This window comes from Wolbachia endosymbiont of Drosophila bicornuta, from assembly GCF_028982105.1.
In the GTDB taxonomy this organism is placed as follows: domain Bacteria; phylum Pseudomonadota; class Alphaproteobacteria; order Rickettsiales; family Anaplasmataceae; genus Wolbachia; species Wolbachia pipientis.
The window spans coordinates 16,176-36,714 of the sequence record NZ_JAPQLF010000119.1; the positions used below are offsets into that span (position 1 = coordinate 16,176).

The window sequence follows — 20,539 nt, forward strand, 5'->3', positions numbered from 1 at the left end:
GATGATAGCTAAAATTTATGTTTGTAACAATTTAGAATTTATTTGTTCTGAGAGATAAAATTTACTTGTTTTTCATAAATTGTGTTGTATAATTCAGTATTGGTTGAATATAGCGAGGTGAGTTGTGGATGGACTTGTAGATATAGCAAAATTGCTTTCAGGTAATGAAGCTAATATCAATCGGCGTTACACCTGCCCTTTTGATAAAACAAAACAAAGAGTACAGGCAGATAATCTCCTGTATTTAGCTGCAAGAATACAAAACAAAGGTGAATTTGTGGACATTTGTAAGAAGAACATTGCTTCTGTAACTGCGCATAATGAATATGGAGATAATCCATTTCATGAAGCAGCAAGAAGTGGAATTTTGCTGCCTGCAGTACAAGAGATTGTGAATGACTCAGAGAAGGAAGCTAATAACAAAATTACGAAAGCAGAAGAAGCTGGAGATCGGAAAGAAGTAAGCAGATTGAAAGAGGAACTCAAATGTAATAAAAAATATATTAAAGATGCGCTCTGCAGTAAAGGCTATGCTTTTAATAAGAAGAGGGAAACTCCTCTTTATTACTTAAATGCTGCACAACAGAAAGAAATTAAGCAAATCGCAGGCATAAAAGACAGCTTTATATGTAACCAGAAGTTTCACCTGTGCTTATATATAATAGGGGCGATAGCATGTATCGCTGCTTTATGTTTGTCTTTATGCTTTTTATTTTTAGTTTCTCAATCTTTTGCACTAAGCTCGATGGTTGCAATAGCTTCTGGCGGAGTCACATACCTGTCAGTTAAAGCATGTAGCGAGATACATGCCTTGCATAACGAAAGCACTTTAGTGGAAAATGCTAATGTACAACTTGCAGGAGAAAGTTTGGGTGTTTGATGAAGCTAGAAATTACTTGCAGGCAATGATATAGAAATTTACTTTCTTAACTTCAGAAAGTATACTCATACGATGATAGAAAAGAAGTACAGTAAGATTTTAATAGCAAACAGAGGAGAGATTGCCTGCAGGATTATCAGGACTGCCCATAAGATGGGTATATCTTGTGTGTGCATATACTCGGATGCAGATGTAAATTCTGTGCATATAAGACAAGCAGATGAGTCAAGATATATCGGCCCTTCGCCATCTTGCCTCAGTTATTTAAACATTGAAAAAATATCTGAAGTAGCAGTTGAAACAGGTGCTGAGGCGGTTCATCCTGGCTATGGTTTTTTAGCAGAAAATCCAGATTTTCCACGTGCTCTTCAAAAACATAATATAGACTTCATCGGCCCCAGTGCAGAAACAATAGAAGTTACAGCCAACAAAATAACAGCAAAAGAAGCGGCAAAAAAAGCTGGAGTAAATGTAGTGCCAGGATATATGGGTAAGATCAGCGATGCTGCCCATGCAGCTCAAGTTGCTGAAGAGGTCGGTTTTCCCGTTATGCTCAAAGCTGCATCAGGCGGTGGTGGCAAAGGAATGCGAATTGTAAATTCCAAAAAAGAAATTGAACTAGCGTTCACATCAGCAACAAATGAAGCAGAGAAAAGTTTTAAGGATGGCAGTATCTTTATAGAGAAATATATAGAACTACCAAGACATATTGAAATACAAATCATAGCAGATAAATATGGCAATATGGTTTGTCTTGGAGAAAGAGAATGCTCGATACAAAGGAATAATCAGAAAATAATAGAAGAAACGCCAAGTCCATTCATTAGTGAAGAAGTAAGACAAAAAATGTATGTTCAATGTGTTTCTCTGGCAAAGCAAGTTGGCTATTTTTCAGCAGGCACTGTTGAGTTTGTTGTAGATAAAGACCAAAACTTCTATTTTCTTGAGGTAAATACGAGATTGCAAGTTGAGCATCCAGTAACAGAATTTATAACTGGAATAGACATAGTAGAAGAAATGATTAGAACTTCCTGTGGAGAGAAATTGAGATTCAATCAGGATGATATTAAACTTACTGGTTCTGCAATAGAAAGTAGAATTTGCGCTGAAGACCCATCGAAGAAATTTTTCCCTTCCAGCGGAAGAATAAAATATTACGATAAACCGGGTGAAAATGATTATGTAAGAATAGATGATGGAGTTGCTGCAGGTTCAGAAATTAGCACGTTCTATGACTCAATGATTGCAAAAGTTATAACATATGGAAAAGATAGAGTAGAAGCGATTAGCAGAATGCAAAAAGCATTGTCTGAATGCTATATAGAAGGAGTAACAAATAATATAGAATTTCTAGAATCCATCTTCCATCACCCAAATTTTATCGCAGCAAAGCTCCATACGAGATTCATTCCAGATCATTACCCTAGTGGGTTTCACGGCGATTTTATTACAGAAGAGTATATTAAAATATTTATTTTCACTACGTTATATGTTCATTTAGAAAATGAAGAAAGGTATTATCATAAGGCAGTGAATGAAACGCTTGTAGTTGTAATAAATGACAATGAGTACTCTGTAAACGTAAAGTACCAAGATAATACGTTAATAACAATATACAACCATAACGTATATTCTGTAAGTGGTAAGTGGAAATCAAGTCATGAGTTACTATATATTACAATTAATGATGATGCTGATATAACATTTAAAGTAGAAAAACAAGGCAGTAAATACTTCATAAGACATGCAGGTATGAAAGCTGAGTGTTGTATATTTAAACCTCATGTAGCTGAATTAAGTAAGTTAATGCTAAATAATGAAACAGAATGGATTTCAGCAGATGCTGTAAAATCCCCAATATCTGGTTTATTAGTTAAATTACACGTAAATGTAGGAGATCAGGTGGAAATAGGACAACCTTTATTTGTGGTGGAGGCAATGAAAATGGAAAATATCATATGTGCTGAAGCAGCAATGGTGATAAAAAATATTCCCGTTCAAGAAGGGAAAAATGTGCAGATCGGTGATGTAGTCTGCTTTCTTAAATAACACAAGAAGTACAAACTTGACCCAAACAAGATAAATGAAAACACTTGATGAGCTATGGCAATGGCTATTGGTATGTGTAACAAAAGAGTAACCACTCCTAAAATTATCTGAATGATGATGGAGAGCAGCATAATATATACCGGTTTTACGCTAGCATTTTTTACTGTGAGTACTACTACCAAAGTTAGTATTAGCAATGCCAGTGCTCGATGTATAAATTGCACTGTCGCTCTGTTCTCAAAGATATTCAGCCATATAGGCTGTAAGAAAAATAAATCTTCTGGAATGACTTGTCCGTCCATTAGTGGAAAGGTATTGTAAATCAAACCAGCATTTAATCCAGCAACAAATGCGCCGAAAATTATTTGTATTACAATTAGAATCAGAATAAGTATTGTGTAATATATACTACTGTTAGTAGATTGAAATCCTGTCATCCGAGTAGCTGACACATAACTGTACGAACGCTTACTTTTGAAAATAAATTGCACAGCAAATGGTGTCATGAAAGTAGCTGACACTGGAATCCAGCTTTTACTATGCAGCCACTTATTTAAAGTTAAGTTTTCTGGATCCCAGTGTCTGGGCACTGGGATGACATCTTTCTTGGTGAAAATTACTCTTATACTGCAATGTTCGTATAGTTGTGTACGTAACACTGGGATCCATATTTGGTAATCAAAAAATTGATATGACAATAATGCAAAGATAATTAATGCTAATAATAAGTGAAGTGCAAGCCTATAGTGGCTAACATGAGGTTCAGTTACTAAACCACTTTTAACCATATACCAACCAGCAAAAGCTTGTAAAGCTCCAAATAATAATGCCACACATAGCTTTATTACTACCTTTTTAGATATTTTTCTTCTTAATGTAAAATATATAAATGGCAGGACAAGAACTAAACCTGTTAGTCTTGCAACCAATCTGTGTACATATTCTATTAAGTATATAGCGCGAAACTCCTCCATACTCATACCGTAGTTAAGTGCTTTATATTCAGGTGTAGCTTCGTATTTTAATTTTTCTTGTAGCCAGTCTTGTTCACTCAGTGGTGGTAATGTTCCAGTAATTGGTTTCCACTCCGTGATTGACAATCCTGCTTTTGAAAGTCTGGTAAATCCACCAATCCCTACCATGAGAATTACCATGACCGAGCAGAGAAAAAGCCAAATAGCTACAGGTTTTGCTTCCATAAACCATGCTGAGTTTTGTTCCATCGCTCAGGGTAAAGAATAAATTCCCATAAGGCAAGAAAAGCTGCAACACTATGTAGCAGACTATAGACCGGAAAAAATATCGATACTATATAAAAATAAAAAGGCATCTTTTGCTGTTTGACAGCTATTACCAAAAGAATCAGGTTAGTAACGTATACCACTACAAAGTAGTACAAAAATAATTCATTTAAAACTTTAGTTAATATCAATGAAAGCAGCAAAAATGGAGTAGTAAAAAATATAAAAGCTGCAGAACCAACAAAAAGATTCAATAGCAAAATTCCCTTAAATCCAGCGTGTTTATAAAGTGACTTTATATTTTTTAAATGAACAATATAAGTTTGCATATAGCCTTTGATCCAGCGCGCTCTTTGCTTAATCCAAGCAAATACAACAATTGGTGACTCTTCCAATGTTTCTGAGTCAATCATCCTGGTTTTATATCCCATTTGCGCAAGTCTCAAACCTAGGTCAGCATCTTCGGTAACACTGTAAGCATCCCAGAAAAACACTTTTTTTAGAATTTTTACTGAAAAATGATTACTGCTACCACCCAAAGGGATTGGCATGTTCATTTTTTGGAATCCAGGCGATAAGTATTGAAACCAGTTCATATACTCCAGAGAAAAGGATTGTGTAAGAAAATTATAATCACAATTATAGTAATTTAATTTTGCTTGTACACAGGCAAGCTTATCGTCGCCCTTATTAAATTCAATCAGTGCTTTTTTTAACTGCAATGGGTCTGGTTTATCGTCCGCATCATATATTACTGCATACTTTCCTCTAGCAAAGCTCATAGCATAATTGCATGACTTGGCTTTTGTTCTAGGCAAAGAATAAGGCACTTTTATTACTTCAAAATACTGCGGTAAAGTGTACTTTTCTATAGCTGCTAGCGTTTCTTGGTCATCACTTTCTACCTGAAGCTTCACATCTAATTTTGATTTTGGATAATCCAAACTTTCAATGCTTTCAACCAATTGCTCTATCACTGCACTTTCTTTAAAAGCAGTCAATAAAATAGTATATATAGGAAAATCTTCTTCACTCAGCTTACTATAATCCACTTTTTGGTTGGAGGTTTCACATAAGTTAAAAATTGTAGCTATAAACTTGAATAAATAGCTAGAACATCCGATTATAAATATCAACATCAAAGCAAAATATGTATATTTCTCTGTTAGTGTTAAAATTGAAGTTACAATAAAGAAAGAAGCAAAAAATATTGAGCTTAGTTTAATGCTTTTGGCTGAAAAATTAGGATTCTTGTAATATAAGTAGTTGCTTGAAAATTCTGAAATACCAAAGTGCGAGTTAAGAAGATTTAAAATCTGTTCGCTATCCACTTTTATTAATACATAGTCAATACCGTAATGAGCTTCGAACCAACGGTTGATATCTCGGCTTGTGTCTTCAACCATAAAAAAAGTAGTATTATTTAATTTTTGCCAAGGAATTATATTAAATTTATAGTAAAAAAGTTTCTCTGGCTCTTTGCACAAACTAGAATCAAACTTAATTTTTTCCACATTATCAGCTTGAAGTATAGGCAATTGTTACATTGAACCTAATGCAATTTTTTATTTAAGTCACGTGAAAATGAAGATATGACATCGCTACTACGCTTATCATCTTTACGTTCATGCATTATTTTTTTTACAGCATCAGCAGCTATATTCGCTGTGTTAGCCTGTAAATCTCCAAGAGCTTTTTCAACTTGGTCAGTGACTTTCTTCAAGTTAGAATGGGCATTGTCATCTAATGTCTGATCTAGCTGCTGTCTATTGTGCTTAATGATACTATTAGCTTTATCAAGTGCTTCATTCATCATTTTATTAACTTCTGCATCTAATTCTTTGTATTTTTTAGAAGATTTTTTGTAATACTCCAACATATCTTTCCTGAATTTTTCAGTTTCTTCACTTGAAAATTTGCTTTTGTTACGCTTATTGTTAAGCGCATTTTTTATCACTTTCTTTAGCAATTTATACGAAAGGACAAAACTTACCAAGAAGGCAAGACCGATAATCAGTGATGTAGACATAAAAACCCCTAAAATTCTTTGGACACCAAGTCAGCAATAAATTCCTCTTCAATTTCAGAATTAGTCAATTTAGTATAATAAATTAAAGCAATACTAGTAGCCATTTGTTTTAACTGATCAGTATATTCAGATTTAAATTCTGCCACTTTTTTTTCAATAAGCTTGCTCTTTTTTTTATCTTCCCCTTCTAATATATTCTTAACATTAGCTCTCATTTCTTCTACCTGAGCAAGTGCATCATCTATGATTTTTTTTGCCTGTATTCTAGCTTGGTTTAAAGCGGCATTATACTTGGCAACCTGATCTTCCGTGAGTCTTAAAAGATGAACAGAACTATTAAAAGAATCCAATACTTCTTTACTTCTAGTGCTTATTATTTCATCTAACTTTGGCAAAAATAAACAACTTACTACGAAAAAAAGTGAAGAGAAAAAAATTAAAAACCAAAAAACTTGAGAAAAGAAGGTTGAAACATCAAGCTGTGGCATCTGTTAAGCAGCAAATGTTAATAACATTGCAAGTACAAACGCAAGCAATCCCATGATTTCAACCATGGCAGCACCAATATAAACGTAACTTTTCATTTTACCTTCTGATTGAGGGTTTCTCGCAATCCCATTTAACATAGCAGAGAAGATATTAGCTATACCTAAACCAGCACCGAGCATTCCAAACACAGCCAAACCAATTGCTATAAATTTTAAAGCTACTAAATCCATATATTACCTTTAATTATTTCTTTATAATATAATTGTAAAATATTCTACAAGGAAGTCAATTACTTTACTGCATCTGACAAATATACACATGTTAATATAGTAAATATATAAGCTTGTAAAATTGCAACAAATACTTCAAATCCTATCAATGCAATTATGAACAAAAACGGCGCAGGAGTGAAAAATATGTTCATATTTACAATAAACCCTGCTATCACTTTGATGATTGTATGACCAGCAATCATATTTGCTGCAAGCCTTATTGATAGGCTAACCGGCCTTACTAAATAAGCAAACAACTTAATAATAATTATTATAGGTGCAAGCCACGAAGGAGTTCCTTTTGGTAGCAATATGCGTAAAAATTCTACTCCCCTTTCTTTAAATCCAACAATCGTTATATAAATAAAAACCACCATCGATAAAGCGAAGGTGACTATCACATGACTTGTGACCGTGAAACTATAAGGAAGAACACCAACTAAATTACACGATAAAATGAAAATAAACACTGTAAATATCAATGGAATGTGCTGCAAGCCTTTGCTTCCAGTGTTATTTTCTATTATTGAAATAACAAAATCATATACATACTCAACTGCAGCTTGCAAATATCCTGGTATTACTGCCCCCTTCTTTATTCCAAAAAGCAAAAAGAGTATCATCAATATCACCGAAATCATCGTGAAAAAAGATGAATTGGTAAAGCTTACGTCATACCCAAATAACCTAGGTAACTCCATTATTGTATATACTTTAAATTGCTCTAGAGGATTTAACGCCATTTTGACCCTATGTACTTGAACTATAACAGTAAATAAAGTATGAGTTTTATAGGACAAAGTCAAGGGTTAAGATAAGGCTCTGTGTTATTATAACATTGATACATTAACAAAATATGTAATTAGAGTGTTAATTACAGTCAGCTCTGTATTTTAAAATTTACTAATCTTATTAAATTATTTAACTTAACATCTTATTTTAATTATAATTTAATTTTTAGTGAGGTATATAATGAACGAAATAGATTTTATTAACCCTAATCATCCTTTAAATTTAGAGCAGGAATTTGGTAACGGATACATCAAATTGACAGATGGTTCCTTTAACGAATATACTGGCCATTATCAAATAGGAAGCGAAATACTAGATGAAAGCCATAATATGATAGGAGACTTAACTATAGATGGCTACATTCATAGCTTCCATGCAGGTACCCACAATATGAATCTTAAATCCTTTACGGAGATAGATTTAAAAGGTGATATAAAGAAGATATAAAGTTACAAAAACTTCTGCATCATTGCTTGTGATACAGAAGTCACTTTTCATTCCACTACAATAAGCTTTAAAATCACTACATTTTACATTACAATAACTTTTTCACTTCTTTTTAGGTCCATGAAATTCACATTATCTTGGTTATTAGAACACTTAGAAACCAATGCTAGTTTAGAAGAAATTACCGATAAATTAACTCACATAGGGTTAGAAGTAGAAGATGTGATCGATAATTCCAGATTGACTGGGTTTATTGTTGCAGAGGTATTAGAAGTCGTACCTCATCCAAATGCTGATAAATTAAAATTATGTAAAGTAAATGATGGAAGTAAAATTCTACAAATAGTCTGTGGAGCAAACAATGTTAGAGAAGGTATGAAAACTGTACTTGCATCTCTTGGTAGCACGTTGCCAGAAAGTGATCTCACAATTAAGTCCACAAAAATACGAGGAATGCTAAGTGAAGGGATGCTCTGCTCTGCTTCTGAACTTGCGCTGGTTCAAGAGGAAAGTGAAGGAATAATCGAGCTTTCCGATGATTATAAAGTAGGGGATAAATTTTTCAATTTTGACCCTGTAATTGATATAAATGTTACTCCAAACCGTGGAGATTGCTTAGGCATTTATGGAATAGCTCGCGACCTTGCTGCAACTGGAATTGGGACATTAAAGACTTTAAGCATTCCACAACTTACCAGCTCCATAAATTCACCAATCGATGTTGAAGTTACTGACGGGGAAAGTTTTATTAGTGGAATATACATCGCCAATGTAAAAAATCAAGAAAGCCCAAAATGGTTAGAAGATAGGCTGGAATCGATAGGAATGCGCTCCATTTCTGCAATAGTTGATATCACGAACTATATTATGATATCTTTCAGCCGCCCAATGCACGCGTATGATGCAAAAAAAATAGAAGGAGAGCTCACAGTACGCAAAGCAAACGACGGAGAAAAATTTGCTGGTTTGAACGGTAAAGAATACTTATTAAACAAAGACATAAGCGTTATTGCAGGTGATAAAAATATTCATGGAATTGCTGGAATTATAGGTGGTAAGTGCAGTGAATGTACTCTTGAAACTACTGATATCTTTTTAGAGTCTGCTTGGTTCGATCCCATCTCTATTACTAAATCTTCGAGGCAGCTCGGCATCTCCACAGACGCTAGTTACAGATTTGCACGTTCAGTTGATCCTGGATTTACTTTTGATGGACTCAACCTTGCAGCTAAAATGATTCTGGACTTATGTGGTGGAGAAACCTCAAGCGTAGTGTCTGCTGGCAGTTTAGATAGTGCTGACACCAAGGTGAGCTTTGATTATCAGGATGTGAACAAGTTTGGAAGTGTGTCTGTATCGCCTGATGAGGTGCTTGATATCTTAACGAAACTAGGGTTTAGTATTGATAAAAAAACCGAAGGCAATTGGAATGTACAAGTACCAAGCTGGAGACCGGACGTGACAATACCGGCTGACCTAATCGAAGAAGTAACAAGGATATACGGCTATGACAAAATAAAAGAAGAACCACTACCAAATAATGTTGAAGAAGTAGATAGTACATACGACAATTTGCGTATTTTGATGACAAACAGAGGGTTTCATGAAGTGCTAACCTGGTCGTTTATGAGTGAATCAACAGCTGAAAAATTTGGTTACTCGAATAAGTTATTTATCATCGATAATCCGTTTAACAATAGCTTTAATATAATGAGACCAAGTATTATGCCAAATTTATTGCAAGTTACTGCTGATAATATTGCCCATGGAATATCTGATCTTGCAATCTTCGAAATCGGGCAGATTTACGATGGTGAAGCTCAGTCTAAGTATGTTTTAAGTGGAATTAGGTCAGGAAATAATTTACCTCGAAACCATTATAATACTGATAGGAAAGTAGATGTTTTTGACGCAAAGGCTGATTGCATAGCAGCTTTGGAGTTTTTTAACGTTAATTGTGATAATTTAACGATAGAGAAAGCAGAAAAAGAACATTACCACCCAGGAAAGTCAGGCACTCTCTCTTTTAAGGATAAAGTAGCAGGTTATTTTGGAGAGTTGCATCCTAATATATTAGATCTTTTTGATATCAAGCAAAAAGTTGTAGGTTTTGAGGTAATACTAGAAAATATTGAAAATTTACCTGTAAGTAGAAAGAAATTTATCGATTATAAATACCAAAGTGTAAAACGTGATTTTGCATTTATAGTAAATAAGGATGTGGAAGTAGGTAACATAATCAATGTGATAAAAAAAAGCTCAGAGCTCATCACAGAAGTTTTGATATTCGATGTATACCATGGAAATAATATAGAACCGAATAAGATGTCTATAGCGTTGTCAGTTACTTTTTGCTCTCCAATCCACACTTTAACTGAAAAAGAGATCCAAAAAGAATCAAGTGCTATAGTTAATTTAGTATGTGAAAATACCGGAGGAACTTTGAGAACTTATCGTTGAGTCACAATCATAGTTTCCTGCCGTTGCTGTGTCACACTTACTTCATCCAATTTATTTCCAATATTGAATTCAATATCCTTGAAAAATCTATCCCACATTCCATGCAAATGCTCTTCTATTTTAGGCCACACATCATTTTTAAATGTTACCCCATCATCAGAAAATAAATTACCTAAAAAGGCTCCAATACCTTCATAATTTGACTGAAAACATTGAAGAAATGTCTCTCCTTCTTTATAAGTATTATGTGCCACATTTAACGCTTTTCTCTCTGTAGTCTCTTTATAAGCATTTGATGCTCCAATCTTTATTGCACCAAACATAACTTTACTCCAGTTCTTAACTTTCTGTATACAACCTTCACTATTTCCTGGTATATTATTTATTATATTTTTTGTCAAATTGTCTATCAAAGGAGACAATAAATTTTGGCTAAAATGTTTGATATTATCTTTTGTTTTAATTACAGGATATTTGATGCGTTTTTCTGCTAAACAGTACTCCAGTTCTGCTCTTTCTAATAACTTCTTGATTTCTTTTTCATCAAAAGTTTCAAGCTTGAATACCTTCAGTAAATCATCTTCTATTACTGCAAATTTTATTTTTTCACGAGACGTTAGTTCGTCTTTATAATCATTTTTTGTTTCTTCATTTGTCAATAATTCTTTTTTGCCTAATTCTAACTGTTTTAATGCTTTCAGAATTTCTTCATTCCTTTTTAAGAGCACTTCTATTGATCTTGTACCAGGATGCCCTTTTTCCCTGTTATTTTGTTCAGCTTGTAAACGCTTATTTTGATCTTTGAGTGTTTGTTCTAATGTAGATTTTTCTAAATGTCCTTCATCTTGCACGCGAAAAGCTTCAATTATTTCTGCTAGACCTGATTCACCATATTTTCTTAATTTCTTGCATAAACGTAAAACACCCTTTTTTTGTTCTCGAAGTAACCTTTGCACTTTATATTTTTTTATTTCTAAATACATCTTTTCTATAAAGTCATTTATTTTAGCTGAAGCTTCCTTATCCGATGGAACCTTTACTTTTTTTTCTAAATCTTCAAGCTGCTTCCTTAGGCTTTGCTTCTCCTTATCCGGTATATCTGATTGACTTAACTTACCTTGAACTTTTTTCATTACTGATTTTATCAGCCTGCGCTCAATCTCTTGATCATCATATTCGAATTTAAAAAGGTCTTCTAACCCCATTTTTAAGGTGTCATTTGTTAAGCTACTGTTTTCATGTATTTCTTTTAATTTCTTATATATATTGTTACACCTTGTTTGACCTATTCCTCTTAAACGTTCAATTTCTTCTTTCGCATTACCTAAGGCTTTCTCTGTTGCTTGGAGATGCTTATTTTTATAAATATCAATTACTGTCCTTTTAACTATTTCGCCTTCCTTTATAAGCTTTTTCCATTCCGCCTCATGTACAGAAAATTCATCATCTTTTGAGTCTTCTACTTCCATTCCTGCGTTTTTCAAATCTTCTATTATAATCTCTTTTCTACTTGGTAATTCCTTACCTTGGCTCTCTAATTCCTGTCTCACTAAAGAATTTTTTATCTCATCTTCCAGCGAAAAATCTTCTCCCCGTCTATCTCGCTGAAACTTAATTGCTTGTATAAAGGCAACTTGATAAGCACTTTGTATTAAGTGACTTGTCAAATTAGGACCTATACTATCTACCACTTTCGACTTGAATTCGTTCAATAATTCCTTCAATTTATCATATGTAATCTCTTTCTTTTCTAGCTTTATCAGTTCTTCCATAGTCTTCGCAAATTCCTGAATAGAAGTTGCAAGCACATCCTTGATTTCATTGCGTAAGGGCTTAAGACCATTTTTTAAATTGATGTTAGTTGACAATTTCAGTACGATGCTATGCTCTGAATCCCGCGTCACATCAAACCACTTGTTATTTTCATTTTCATACAAATCTCTAAGCAATCGTTTAAATTGCGGTGGAAATTCTATTTCCATATCCCACGCAATATTTGGTCCAGTAACTTCCTTTTCATGAAAAGACACCTCAATATTTTGATGCTTATTAGAATACCGCCCCATACTTATTTTAAGAGCAGTAACTAAAGAGTGAGATAAATCTCTATTTAAAAGATAAAAAGTAGCCAAAGCAATTGTTGCAGGAACAACTAAGGCTACAAGTACAGCCATATTAACAAAAATTGCTATTGCAGCAAGAACACCATATGCCAATCTTTTTGGCACGCCAGTTTCACTCTTTTTTGTCTTATCTTCCCCTACACTGTCTTGTGTCTTGCTGTTTGCTTGAAATCTACTGCATACGACTAATCCCAGTGCAGTAAAAGCAATATAAGAAAGCATTAAAACTGACAGAGCTAAATTTAATATTTTCTTTTCTGGGCAAGTTCTATTTATTTCCTTAAATATTTCGCTTGATATATTATACCAGGAAGTAAAAAAATCAGAGTTATAATCTTTATAATGAAATATACTGAGTGGAACGTTAAAATTAGCTAACGGCTCTTGTTCTTCCACAGCATCAAAAAATTCTTCTTCCTCTTCTGAAGTAGGAAGACCTAAATTATTCCCTTCTTCTACATTAGAAACAGCTTCCATAGCATCAAAAAACTCTTCTTCCTCCTCCAAAGTAACAACAGATTCTGCTTTACCTAAACCACCACTATTGTTAACAACTTCTTCATAATCATCTGCAACAGCTTTATTCATATTATAACCTTATCCAATTACCCTAAGTATAGCATAAATACTGACAATCTTGCAACTTTATTAAAAATTTAACGCTCAATACTAACACTTAAATCCTGATATTCCTTAGAATAGAAGTTAGTTCCAATTTCTGTATTAATGTCCAAAGATAAGGCAAGGGTCTGCTCTTTTATATATTCAAACCACGTATTTATTGCTTCCTTAATTTTCTCATCTTCTGTTTTGATTATTACTCTGATTCTATCTGATATATGAAAATCAGCTTGTTTCCTAGTTTCCTGAATGAGCCTCACGACATCTCTCGCTAGCCCTTCTAGAATCAATTCATCATTTAAAGTAGTGTTTAGGATAACAACCCCTTTGTTGTTATCAAATACAGAGGAGAATTCACTGTTTGCTTTTAATAATAGTTCATATTCGCCTTTTTTTATAGTATAGTTCTCTGTTTCGTCTCCCAGAAATATCTGTTCATTTCCAACTTGCCTCCATTTTCCCTCTTTGACGTATTGAACTAATTTCTTGATCTTGCCTGGAACTATCTTTCCAAGCAGAGGGAAGTTGAGTTTTAACTCTAGTGATGCAACTTCTTTCAACTTATCCACTATTTCTAATTCTTTTACATTTACCTCATCTTTTATCATCTCTTGATATTCACATTCAAGAAAACCACAGGAAGACTGATGATAAATCCTCATACTGCCAAGTGGCTGTCTGATACGTATGTTAAAAGTGTTTCTAATAGAGAGTGCAGAGTTACATATCTCTCTCACTAGATCCATTTTAGCAATGAGCTGACTATCAAACTTCTCTAATTGTGGAAAATTAGCCAAATGAACAGATGTTTCTTCATACTTAAGCCCTTGCCATATATTCTCTGTTATAAGTGGCAACAAAGGAGCTGCAGCTCTTAGTATGTAATAAAAAACCGTATATAGAACATTATAAGCATCAGCTTTATCCTGATCCAAATCACCTTTCCAAAAACGCTCGCGACTGCGACGAATATACCAATTATTTAGCACTTCAAAAAAGTTCATTAAAATTTTGCAAGCCTCTTGGGAGTTATAGTTGTTCATAGAAGCTTGGATACCTTCTACAGCTTCAAAACACTTGGAAATCATGTAACGATCAATAGTGCTTCTATAGTCCTTACACACTTCAGCTTTAATTCCATCTGCATTTGCATACATAGTAAAAAAGTGATAACTATTCCAAATAGGTTTTATTACATTTTTTAGAACATCTCGTATTGAGTTTCCTTCTTTATCGAGTAACAAATTACCACCACAAACAATAGATCCAGAAAGCATAAGAAAACGCAGTGCATCAGAACCGTATCTATCAAAAACCTCCATTGGATCTGCATAGTTATTCAAACGTTTGGACAATTTTTGCCCTTTTACATCCAAAACAACACCGTGGCATATGCAGTTCTTAAATGGTTCCCTATCAAACAAAGCAGTGGACAATACAAAGAGCGTATAAAACCACCCCCTGGTTTGCGCTATGTATTCAGTGATAAAATCCGCAGATTCAAACCACTCCTTATTTTCAAACGGATAGTGGATTTGCGCAAATGGCATCGAGCCAGATTCAAACCAGCAGTCAAACACGTCAGGTACACGTCGCATAACTGATTTTCCTGTTGGATCATCAGGATTTGGTCTTGTTAAAGTATCGATAAATAGTCTGTGCAAGTCGTCTATTTTAACATTAAAATCTCTCTCCAGTTCTTCTATTGAACCATATACATCTACTCTTGGATATCTCGCATCGTCTGATTTCCATACAGGGATTGGTGTACCCCAGAATCGATTGCGTGAAATTGACCAGTCGTGTGCCCCTTCAAGCCATTTTCCAAATTGACCATCTCTAATGTGGTTTGGTATCCAATTAACTCTCTTATTTAGCTCTACCATTCTGCTTTTGAATTTTGTAACAGCAACATACCAAGAAGGCATAGTGCGATAGATCAAAGGAGTGTCAGTTCTCCAGCAGTGTGGATAATTGTGAATATATTGTTCAGTTTTAAACCAATTCCCTTGCTCTTTTAATTTTTTTATTACTGTATCATTGGTATCAAAAACATGAACCCCTGCCAAATCTGAAATTTCAGGAGTAAATTTTCCACTGTTATCAATTGGACAAATAACTGGAATATCATGGCTTTGGCAAAGGTAAAAATCTTCCTCACCAAATCCAGGAGCAGTATGCACAACGCCAGTACCATCTTCTTCCGTCACATAATCAGCAATAAAAACGCGAAATGCATTTTTTGTGTCTTTAAAATAGTCAAACAGTGGTTTGTAAGAAAGACCTGCAAGATCATTCGCTTTAAGTTTTATATTGCAGTTTTCATATGGAATATTGTTTTGTTCAGAGTGGCTGATAAATTTCTCTAAGTAGCTTTCAGCAAAAATGTATATTTCACCATTCATTGAACTTCCTTCACTACTCCCTGTCATCCCAGTGCCCAGACACTGGGATCCAGAAATAGATTCCAGCGTCACGCGCTGGAATGACATCAAAGGGTGGACTGACACTGCACAATACTTAATATCTTTTCCTATTGCTAAAGCCAAGTTGCTCGGCAACGTCCAAGGAGTTGTAGTCCAAGCAAGTAATTTACACTTTCGTTTAACACTTTTAAATCGCTGTGGGTTTTCTAAAAGCTCAAATGCAACAGTTACAGCTTTGCTAACTTTTTCTCTATACGCGCTATCAAGCCTTGTTTCGAAATTAGATAATGGAGTTTCGCATGCCCAGCTATATGGTACAACGCGCACTGATTCATACACCAGACCCTTATCATAAAGCTGCTTGAATGCCCACATGACCGACTCCATGAATGATTTATCCATAGTCTTATAGTCATTGTGAAAGTCTACCCACCTTGCTTGCCTATTTACATACTTCTCCCACTCTGATGAAAATTTCATCACAGAAGTACGGCAATGATCGTTAAATTTATCTATACCAAACTTCTCTATCTCAGTTCTACCAGATATTCCAAGTTCTTTTTCTGCACCCATCTCAGCAGGCAATCCATGGCAATCCCAGCCAAATCTACGTTCAACCCTTTTTTGAAGCATAGTTTGATATCTTGCAAATGCGTCTTTGATGAAACCAGTGAGTAAATGTCCATAATGCGGAAGTCCATTTGCAAACGGAGGCCCATCGTAAAAGACAAAACAATTATCCTTGGAACGTTCTTCAACTGACCGCTCAAAAATTTTGTTTTCCTGCCAAAATTTTATGATTTCCTTTTCTAACGATAAAAAATCAGGACTACTTACTGTATCAGGATAATGATTTGACTTCATGTTCGCTATGTAAAACTAAAGAATATAGGGCTTTCTGAAAAATTACAAATTCAAAAATATTTCCGTAGCTCACACCCCAACAAACTATTCTGCCGAGCTTCCAATACCTTTTTTTAAGTTTTACTTGCAGTTTTTATTGTTTTACTTAACATTAACCCAAGCTTTAGGGGTATTTTATGGATCAGAAGACAGATAAGTTTCCACAATTTTTAAAAATGTTGTGCTTTGTTGAAATGTGGGAACGTTTCTCTTACTATGGAATGAGGGCACTTTTGGTCCTATTTTTGACTTCTCACTTAGGTTTCACTGATGAGAGGGCCTTTACTATTTACTCATTATTTGCTGCAACAGGTTATGCTATACCAATACTTGGAGGTTTTTTAGCTGATAAGTTGATGGGATTCCGCAACATGGTGTTGCTTGGAGGGATAGTGATGATAGCAGGTCATGCTTGCATGTCATTGGTTAAGTTTGAACCAGGTTTATTATATTTAGGTTTATCTCTAATAGCCATAGGTACTGGTATGTTTAAAGGGAACGTAACTAACTTACTTAGTTCATGCTATGGCAAAGACGATCATGAACGTAGCAGAGGCTTTACTTTATTTTACGTAGGTGTGAATATTGGAGCAATATTGGCTTCTATTTCATGTGGTTATGTAGCCCACTTGTTTGGCTGGCACTACGGCTTTGGTTTAGCTGGTATTGGGATGTCTATAGGGCTAATCTTTTTTCTCAAATTTCAGAATCTTTTAGGAGATAGCGGCCTTTCTCCTTATCCAGAGCTTATGAATAAGCGCATATTAGGGATTAAAATTTTTGGTATAGTATTGATAGGAAGCTTTCTGTCATCATCAATAATTGCTAAAATGCTTATACATAGTGAATTTTTTACTAATATGCTCATATTTATTGGAATAACAGCTCTGGGCATATTTATTTATATAATATCTAAATTATCAGCAGAACAAAGACGAAAATTAGTGGCATTATCTATTCTTGTGGTATTTTTCTTGTGTTTTTTTGCTTTAGAAATGCAGCTTGGCTCTTTGGTTAACTTATTCACCGAAAGAAACGTTATTAACAATGTATTAGGTATAACAATCCCAGCTTCAGTTTCTCAAGCCATAAATCCTTTGTCAATTATAATATTTGGCTTTCTTTTTGGAACATACATGAAGTTTAAGCAAAAATATGCAACTTCCATGTTTACCCTTGGCTTTCTGACAATGGCTATGTGTTTTTTCACACTGTACATAGGATGTTTAAACTCTAACATTGAAGGTAAAGTAGAATACTTATATTTAATAATTGCTATCTCCTTTATGGGACTGGGAGAATTATGTATTGCTCCATTAGTCCAAGAACAAGCAACTACACTAGCCCCCAAAAACCTTAGAGGAGTAGTGATGGGTATAGTAATGCTGTCATTAGCGTTTTCTAACCTAGCCGGAGTTGCAATATCAAAATTTATGTCAGTTCCTTCAGTAAATGGTAAAATAAATTGTTTAGAATCTTTAGAAATATATAAAGAGGGTTTTTTAAAGGTGGGAATATTTAATTTAATGCTCGTTATTGTATTTTTATTCTTCTTCAATTTTATACATAAAGTTGTTACTAACTCATCTTGTACAAAAAATTGATATAGGTAAGCTCAAATTTGTAGATTTAAGGTACCCGTCCAGCAGAGGTAGCAATTAAACTTTGTAACTTTTGAAAAAGATTATGATTGCATTTTTTCAATACTCTTTGCTTAAGATTTATATTTAACGCTGCTTAAAATCAGTGAAATGCACACCCCAGCAAACTACTCTGCCGGGCTTCCAACACTTTCACATTTACTATTTTGTCCCTGTATTTATCTTCAGAATCATCAATGCACACTGATTGCATATATGGGCTTTTACCAATAATTTGGTTTTGGTGTTTACCTTTTTTATCGCTAAACAGAACAGGTATAGTTTTACCTACCATACTCTGGTTAAACTCAAGTTGTTGCTTACTAATTAATTTCTGTAAACGAAGAAGGCGCTCTGTTTTAACCTCTTCTGGTACTTGATCTTTTCTTTCCGCTCCCGGTGTGCCTGGTCTTGGGCTGTATTTAAAACTATAAGCCTGAGCATATCTAACTTTTTCTACTAATTTCATAGTTTCTTCAAAATCTTTTTCGGTTTCTCCAGGAAAACCAACAATAAAATCAGAAGAAAATTCGATTTCAGGTTTCAATTTGCGAAATCTGTCTATTATTTCCAAATACTCCTCTGCAGTGTGTTTCCTGTTCATCGCGTGCAATATTTTATTCGAACCAGACTGCACAGGCAGGTGAACAAACGGCATGAGCTTTGGCTCTTCCGCATGTGCCAAGTAGAGAGATTCATGCATATCTCTTGGATGAGAAGTTGTATAACGAATCCTCTCTAGCTTTTCAATTTTAGCAATATGACTAATTAATTTTCCTAAATCCCACACTTCCCCTTCGCACTCCCCATAGTAAGCATTGACGTTCTGACCAAGCAAATTGATCTCATTTGCCCCATTTGCAACTAATTTCAATGCTTCACGAAATATTTCATTCACTGGCCGTGAATACTCAGCTCCACGAGTATAGGGCACTACACAAAACGTACAAAATTTATCACAACCCTCTTGTATGGCAAGAAACGCAGAAGACCCCTGGCTATTGCCATAGCATTCATCTGGCAATTTATCAAACTTTGCAACTTCAGGAAAATCAGTGTTTATTACATGACCTTTACTTCTGCTTGCTTTGACTATCAGCTCCGGTAAGGTAGCGATACTCTGCGGACCAACAACAATATCAACAAAAGGAGCCCTTCTGAACACTTCTTCTCCCTCTGCTTGCGCTACACACCCAGCCACCACTATAGTCATTTCTTTTCGTAACGAATGAATCTTCCCAAGCTCTGAGTAAAGTTTTTCTGCTGCCTTCTCTCTAATGTGACAAGTATTCAGTATCACTAAATCGGCTTTCCCTGCATCACTAACAACGTTGAACCCCAAAGGTTTAATTACATTTTCCATTAAAACGGAGTCATAAACGTTCATCTGACAGCCGTAAGTTTTAATATATAGGCCTTTCATATTTGGTATGTCTTTTTCAAAATTTCTTCACCCTACACGTAAATGTCTAACAGACCAGCGCGTGACGCTAGTGAACTTGCTAGCACAATAGATTTTGACAAAATTATACGAAAAACTGGATCCCAGTGTCAAGCACTGGGATGACAAGTTCTCGGCAACCCCTACGTCATACCATCACGGTATCTCTAGATCACGCTAACAAGTAGCGGGATGACGGTTGTCAGGGTGTCATGAAAGTAGCTAACACTGGCTTCCATCCAAGAGGGCAGTGCCCTCTTCTTGTCATCCCAGTGCTTGACACTGGGATGGCTTTGTTGCATCGCTACTTATGAAAGGCTAACTATAGTTAGGATTATAAGCAACTTATTGAAAATCTTGTTTTTTTGCAATCAATCTGATCAAATTTAAGAATAGTAATTTNTTATTTATATTAATAAATTTAATTCTATTGAAAATAGCTAAAGCATTGAAATTCTTGAATTTTAGCCGGATTAGTGAGTGGTAGTGAAATTTCTTTTACTCAAATTTAGGTATTCACTGACCGTTCTTGTTATAAATACCAGAATAATAAGCTACTGATATTCTCTACCTTTTTTATCTTTATCCATCATAGCTAGCGATGCAACAAAGCCCACTGGGATCCAGGAAAAAGAATGGTGTCATGCAAGTAGCTAACACTGGGATGGCTTTGTTGCATAGCAACTGAAAAAATCTGGTGGCTACTGACAAAATTCATTATAAAAT

14 protein-coding genes are annotated in these 20,539 nt (G+C 34.6%); 5 read left to right on the forward strand and 9 right to left on the reverse strand.

The window, feature by feature from the left end:
• Positions 1 to 124: 124 nt before the first annotated feature.
• Positions 125 to 880 carry an ankyrin repeat domain-containing protein gene (locus OZD68_RS04155; protein WP_182309321.1) on the forward strand — a complete coding sequence of 252 codons (756 nt, stop codon included), beginning with the start codon at positions 125 to 127 and terminating at the stop codon, positions 878 to 880.
• Between the two features lie 72 nt (positions 881 to 952).
• A complete protein-coding gene (locus tag OZD68_RS04160) occupies positions 953 to 2,929 on the forward strand; it encodes an acetyl-CoA carboxylase biotin carboxylase subunit (protein WP_182309320.1) in 1,977 nt (658 codons plus the stop codon).
• Here OZD68_RS04160 and OZD68_RS04165 read toward each other — a convergent pair.
• From OZD68_RS04165 to OZD68_RS04190, 6 genes are read right to left on the reverse strand one after another with little or no spacing between them, the layout of a single operon-like run.
• Positions 2,878 to 4,128, reverse strand: a complete 1,251-nt coding sequence (locus tag OZD68_RS04165) for a COX15/CtaA family protein (protein ID WP_182309319.1) — start codon at positions 4,126 to 4,128, stop codon at positions 2,878 to 2,880. The genes OZD68_RS04160 and OZD68_RS04165 overlap by 52 nt on opposite strands.
• The gene (locus tag OZD68_RS04170) at positions 4,110 to 5,708 is read right to left on the reverse strand and encodes a glycosyltransferase family 2 protein (protein WP_182309318.1); all 1,599 of its coding nucleotides are present in this window, start codon (positions 5,706 to 5,708) and stop codon (positions 4,110 to 4,112) included. Before OZD68_RS04170 ends, OZD68_RS04165 begins: the two co-directional genes overlap by 19 nt.
• 14 nt (positions 5,709 to 5,722) lie before the next feature.
• A complete protein-coding gene (locus OZD68_RS04175) occupies positions 5,723 to 6,199 on the reverse strand; it encodes a F0F1 ATP synthase subunit B family protein (RefSeq protein ID WP_182309317.1) in 477 nt (158 codons plus the stop codon).
• An 8-nt stretch (positions 6,200 to 6,207) separates the two neighbouring features.
• Positions 6,208 to 6,687, reverse strand: coding sequence for a F0F1 ATP synthase subunit B family protein (locus OZD68_RS04180; protein ID WP_182309316.1), 480 nt, complete (start codon positions 6,685 to 6,687; stop codon positions 6,208 to 6,210).
• Positions 6,688 to 6,690: 3 nt separating this feature from the next.
• A complete protein-coding gene (locus OZD68_RS04185; RefSeq protein WP_182309315.1) occupies positions 6,691 to 6,918 on the reverse strand; it encodes a F0F1 ATP synthase subunit C in 228 nt (75 codons plus the stop codon).
• Between the two features lie 59 nt (positions 6,919 to 6,977).
• Positions 6,978 to 7,703, reverse strand: a complete 726-nt coding sequence (locus OZD68_RS04190) for a F0F1 ATP synthase subunit A (protein ID WP_182309314.1) — start codon at positions 7,701 to 7,703, stop codon at positions 6,978 to 6,980.
• A 229-nt stretch (positions 7,704 to 7,932) separates the two neighbouring features.
• Here OZD68_RS04190 and OZD68_RS04195 point away from each other — a divergent pair, with 229 nt between their 5' ends.
• Positions 7,933 to 8,199 carry a hypothetical protein gene (locus OZD68_RS04195; protein WP_182309313.1) on the forward strand — a complete coding sequence of 89 codons (267 nt, stop codon included), beginning with the start codon at positions 7,933 to 7,935 and terminating at the stop codon, positions 8,197 to 8,199.
• Between the two features lie 120 nt (positions 8,200 to 8,319).
• Complete coding sequence (gene pheT / locus OZD68_RS04200; RefSeq protein WP_182309312.1) at positions 8,320 to 10,659, forward strand: phenylalanine--tRNA ligase subunit beta; 2,340 nt, start codon at positions 8,320 to 8,322, stop codon at positions 10,657 to 10,659.
• On the opposite strand, the gene OZD68_RS04205 is transcribed toward pheT, so the two are convergent.
• Together OZD68_RS04205 and OZD68_RS04210 are read right to left on the reverse strand one after the other, a co-directional pair.
• On the reverse strand, positions 10,650 to 13,370 hold the full coding sequence (locus OZD68_RS04205; protein ID WP_182309311.1) for a hypothetical protein: 2,721 nt from the start codon (positions 13,368 to 13,370) through the stop codon (positions 10,650 to 10,652). The two genes, pheT and OZD68_RS04205, sit on opposite strands and share 10 nt — an antisense overlap.
• Before the next feature lie 68 nt (positions 13,371 to 13,438).
• A complete protein-coding gene (locus OZD68_RS04210; RefSeq protein WP_182309310.1) occupies positions 13,439 to 16,693 on the reverse strand; it encodes an isoleucine--tRNA ligase in 3,255 nt (1,084 codons plus the stop codon).
• Positions 16,694 to 16,869: 176 nt separating this feature from the next.
• On the opposite strand from OZD68_RS04210, the gene OZD68_RS04215 reads away from it, so the two are divergent.
• Positions 16,870 to 18,336: a peptide MFS transporter gene (locus OZD68_RS04215; RefSeq protein WP_182309309.1), complete on the forward strand. Its 1,467-nt coding sequence runs from the start codon at positions 16,870 to 16,872 to the stop codon at positions 18,334 to 18,336.
• Between the two features lie 139 nt (positions 18,337 to 18,475).
• Here OZD68_RS04215 and miaB read toward each other — a convergent pair whose 3' ends face one another.
• Positions 18,476 to 19,795: a tRNA (N6-isopentenyl adenosine(37)-C2)-methylthiotransferase MiaB gene (gene miaB, locus OZD68_RS04220; RefSeq protein WP_182309308.1), complete on the reverse strand. Its 1,320-nt coding sequence runs from the start codon at positions 19,793 to 19,795 to the stop codon at positions 18,476 to 18,478.
• Between the last annotated feature and the right edge of the window lie 744 nt (positions 19,796 to 20,539).

Coding starts and splice junctions, on each gene's coding strand:
- OZD68_RS04160 (WP_182309320.1), top strand. CDS start 953: ATGATAGAAAAGAAGTACAGTAAGATTTTAATAGCAAACAGAGGAGAG.
- OZD68_RS04165 (WP_182309319.1), bottom strand. CDS start 4,128: ATGGAAGCAAAACCTGTAGCTATTTGGCTTTTTCTCTGCTCGGTCATG.
- OZD68_RS04175 (WP_182309317.1), bottom strand. CDS start 6,199: ATGTCTACATCACTGATTATCGGTCTTGCCTTCTTGGTAAGTTTTGTC.
- OZD68_RS04180 (WP_182309316.1), bottom strand. CDS start 6,687: ATGCCACAGCTTGATGTTTCAACCTTCTTTTCTCAAGTTTTTTGGTTT.
- OZD68_RS04185 (WP_182309315.1), bottom strand. CDS start 6,918: ATGGATTTAGTAGCTTTAAAATTTATAGCAATTGGTTTGGCTGTGTTT.
- OZD68_RS04190 (WP_182309314.1), bottom strand. CDS start 7,703: ATGGCGTTAAATCCTCTAGAGCAATTTAAAGTATATACAATAATGGAG.
- OZD68_RS04195 (WP_182309313.1), top strand. CDS start 7,933: ATGAACGAAATAGATTTTATTAACCCTAATCATCCTTTAAATTTAGAG.
- pheT (WP_182309312.1), top strand. CDS start 8,320: ATGAAATTCACATTATCTTGGTTATTAGAACACTTAGAAACCAATGCT.
- OZD68_RS04205 (WP_182309311.1), bottom strand. CDS start 13,370: ATGAATAAAGCTGTTGCAGATGATTATGAAGAAGTTGTTAACAATAGT.
- OZD68_RS04210 (WP_182309310.1), bottom strand. CDS start 16,693: ATGAAGTCAAATCATTATCCTGATACAGTAAGTAGTCCTGATTTTTTA.
- OZD68_RS04215 (WP_182309309.1), top strand. CDS start 16,870: ATGGATCAGAAGACAGATAAGTTTCCACAATTTTTAAAAATGTTGTGC.
- miaB (WP_182309308.1), bottom strand. CDS start 19,795: ATGAAAGGCCTATATATTAAAACTTACGGCTGTCAGATGAACGTTTAT.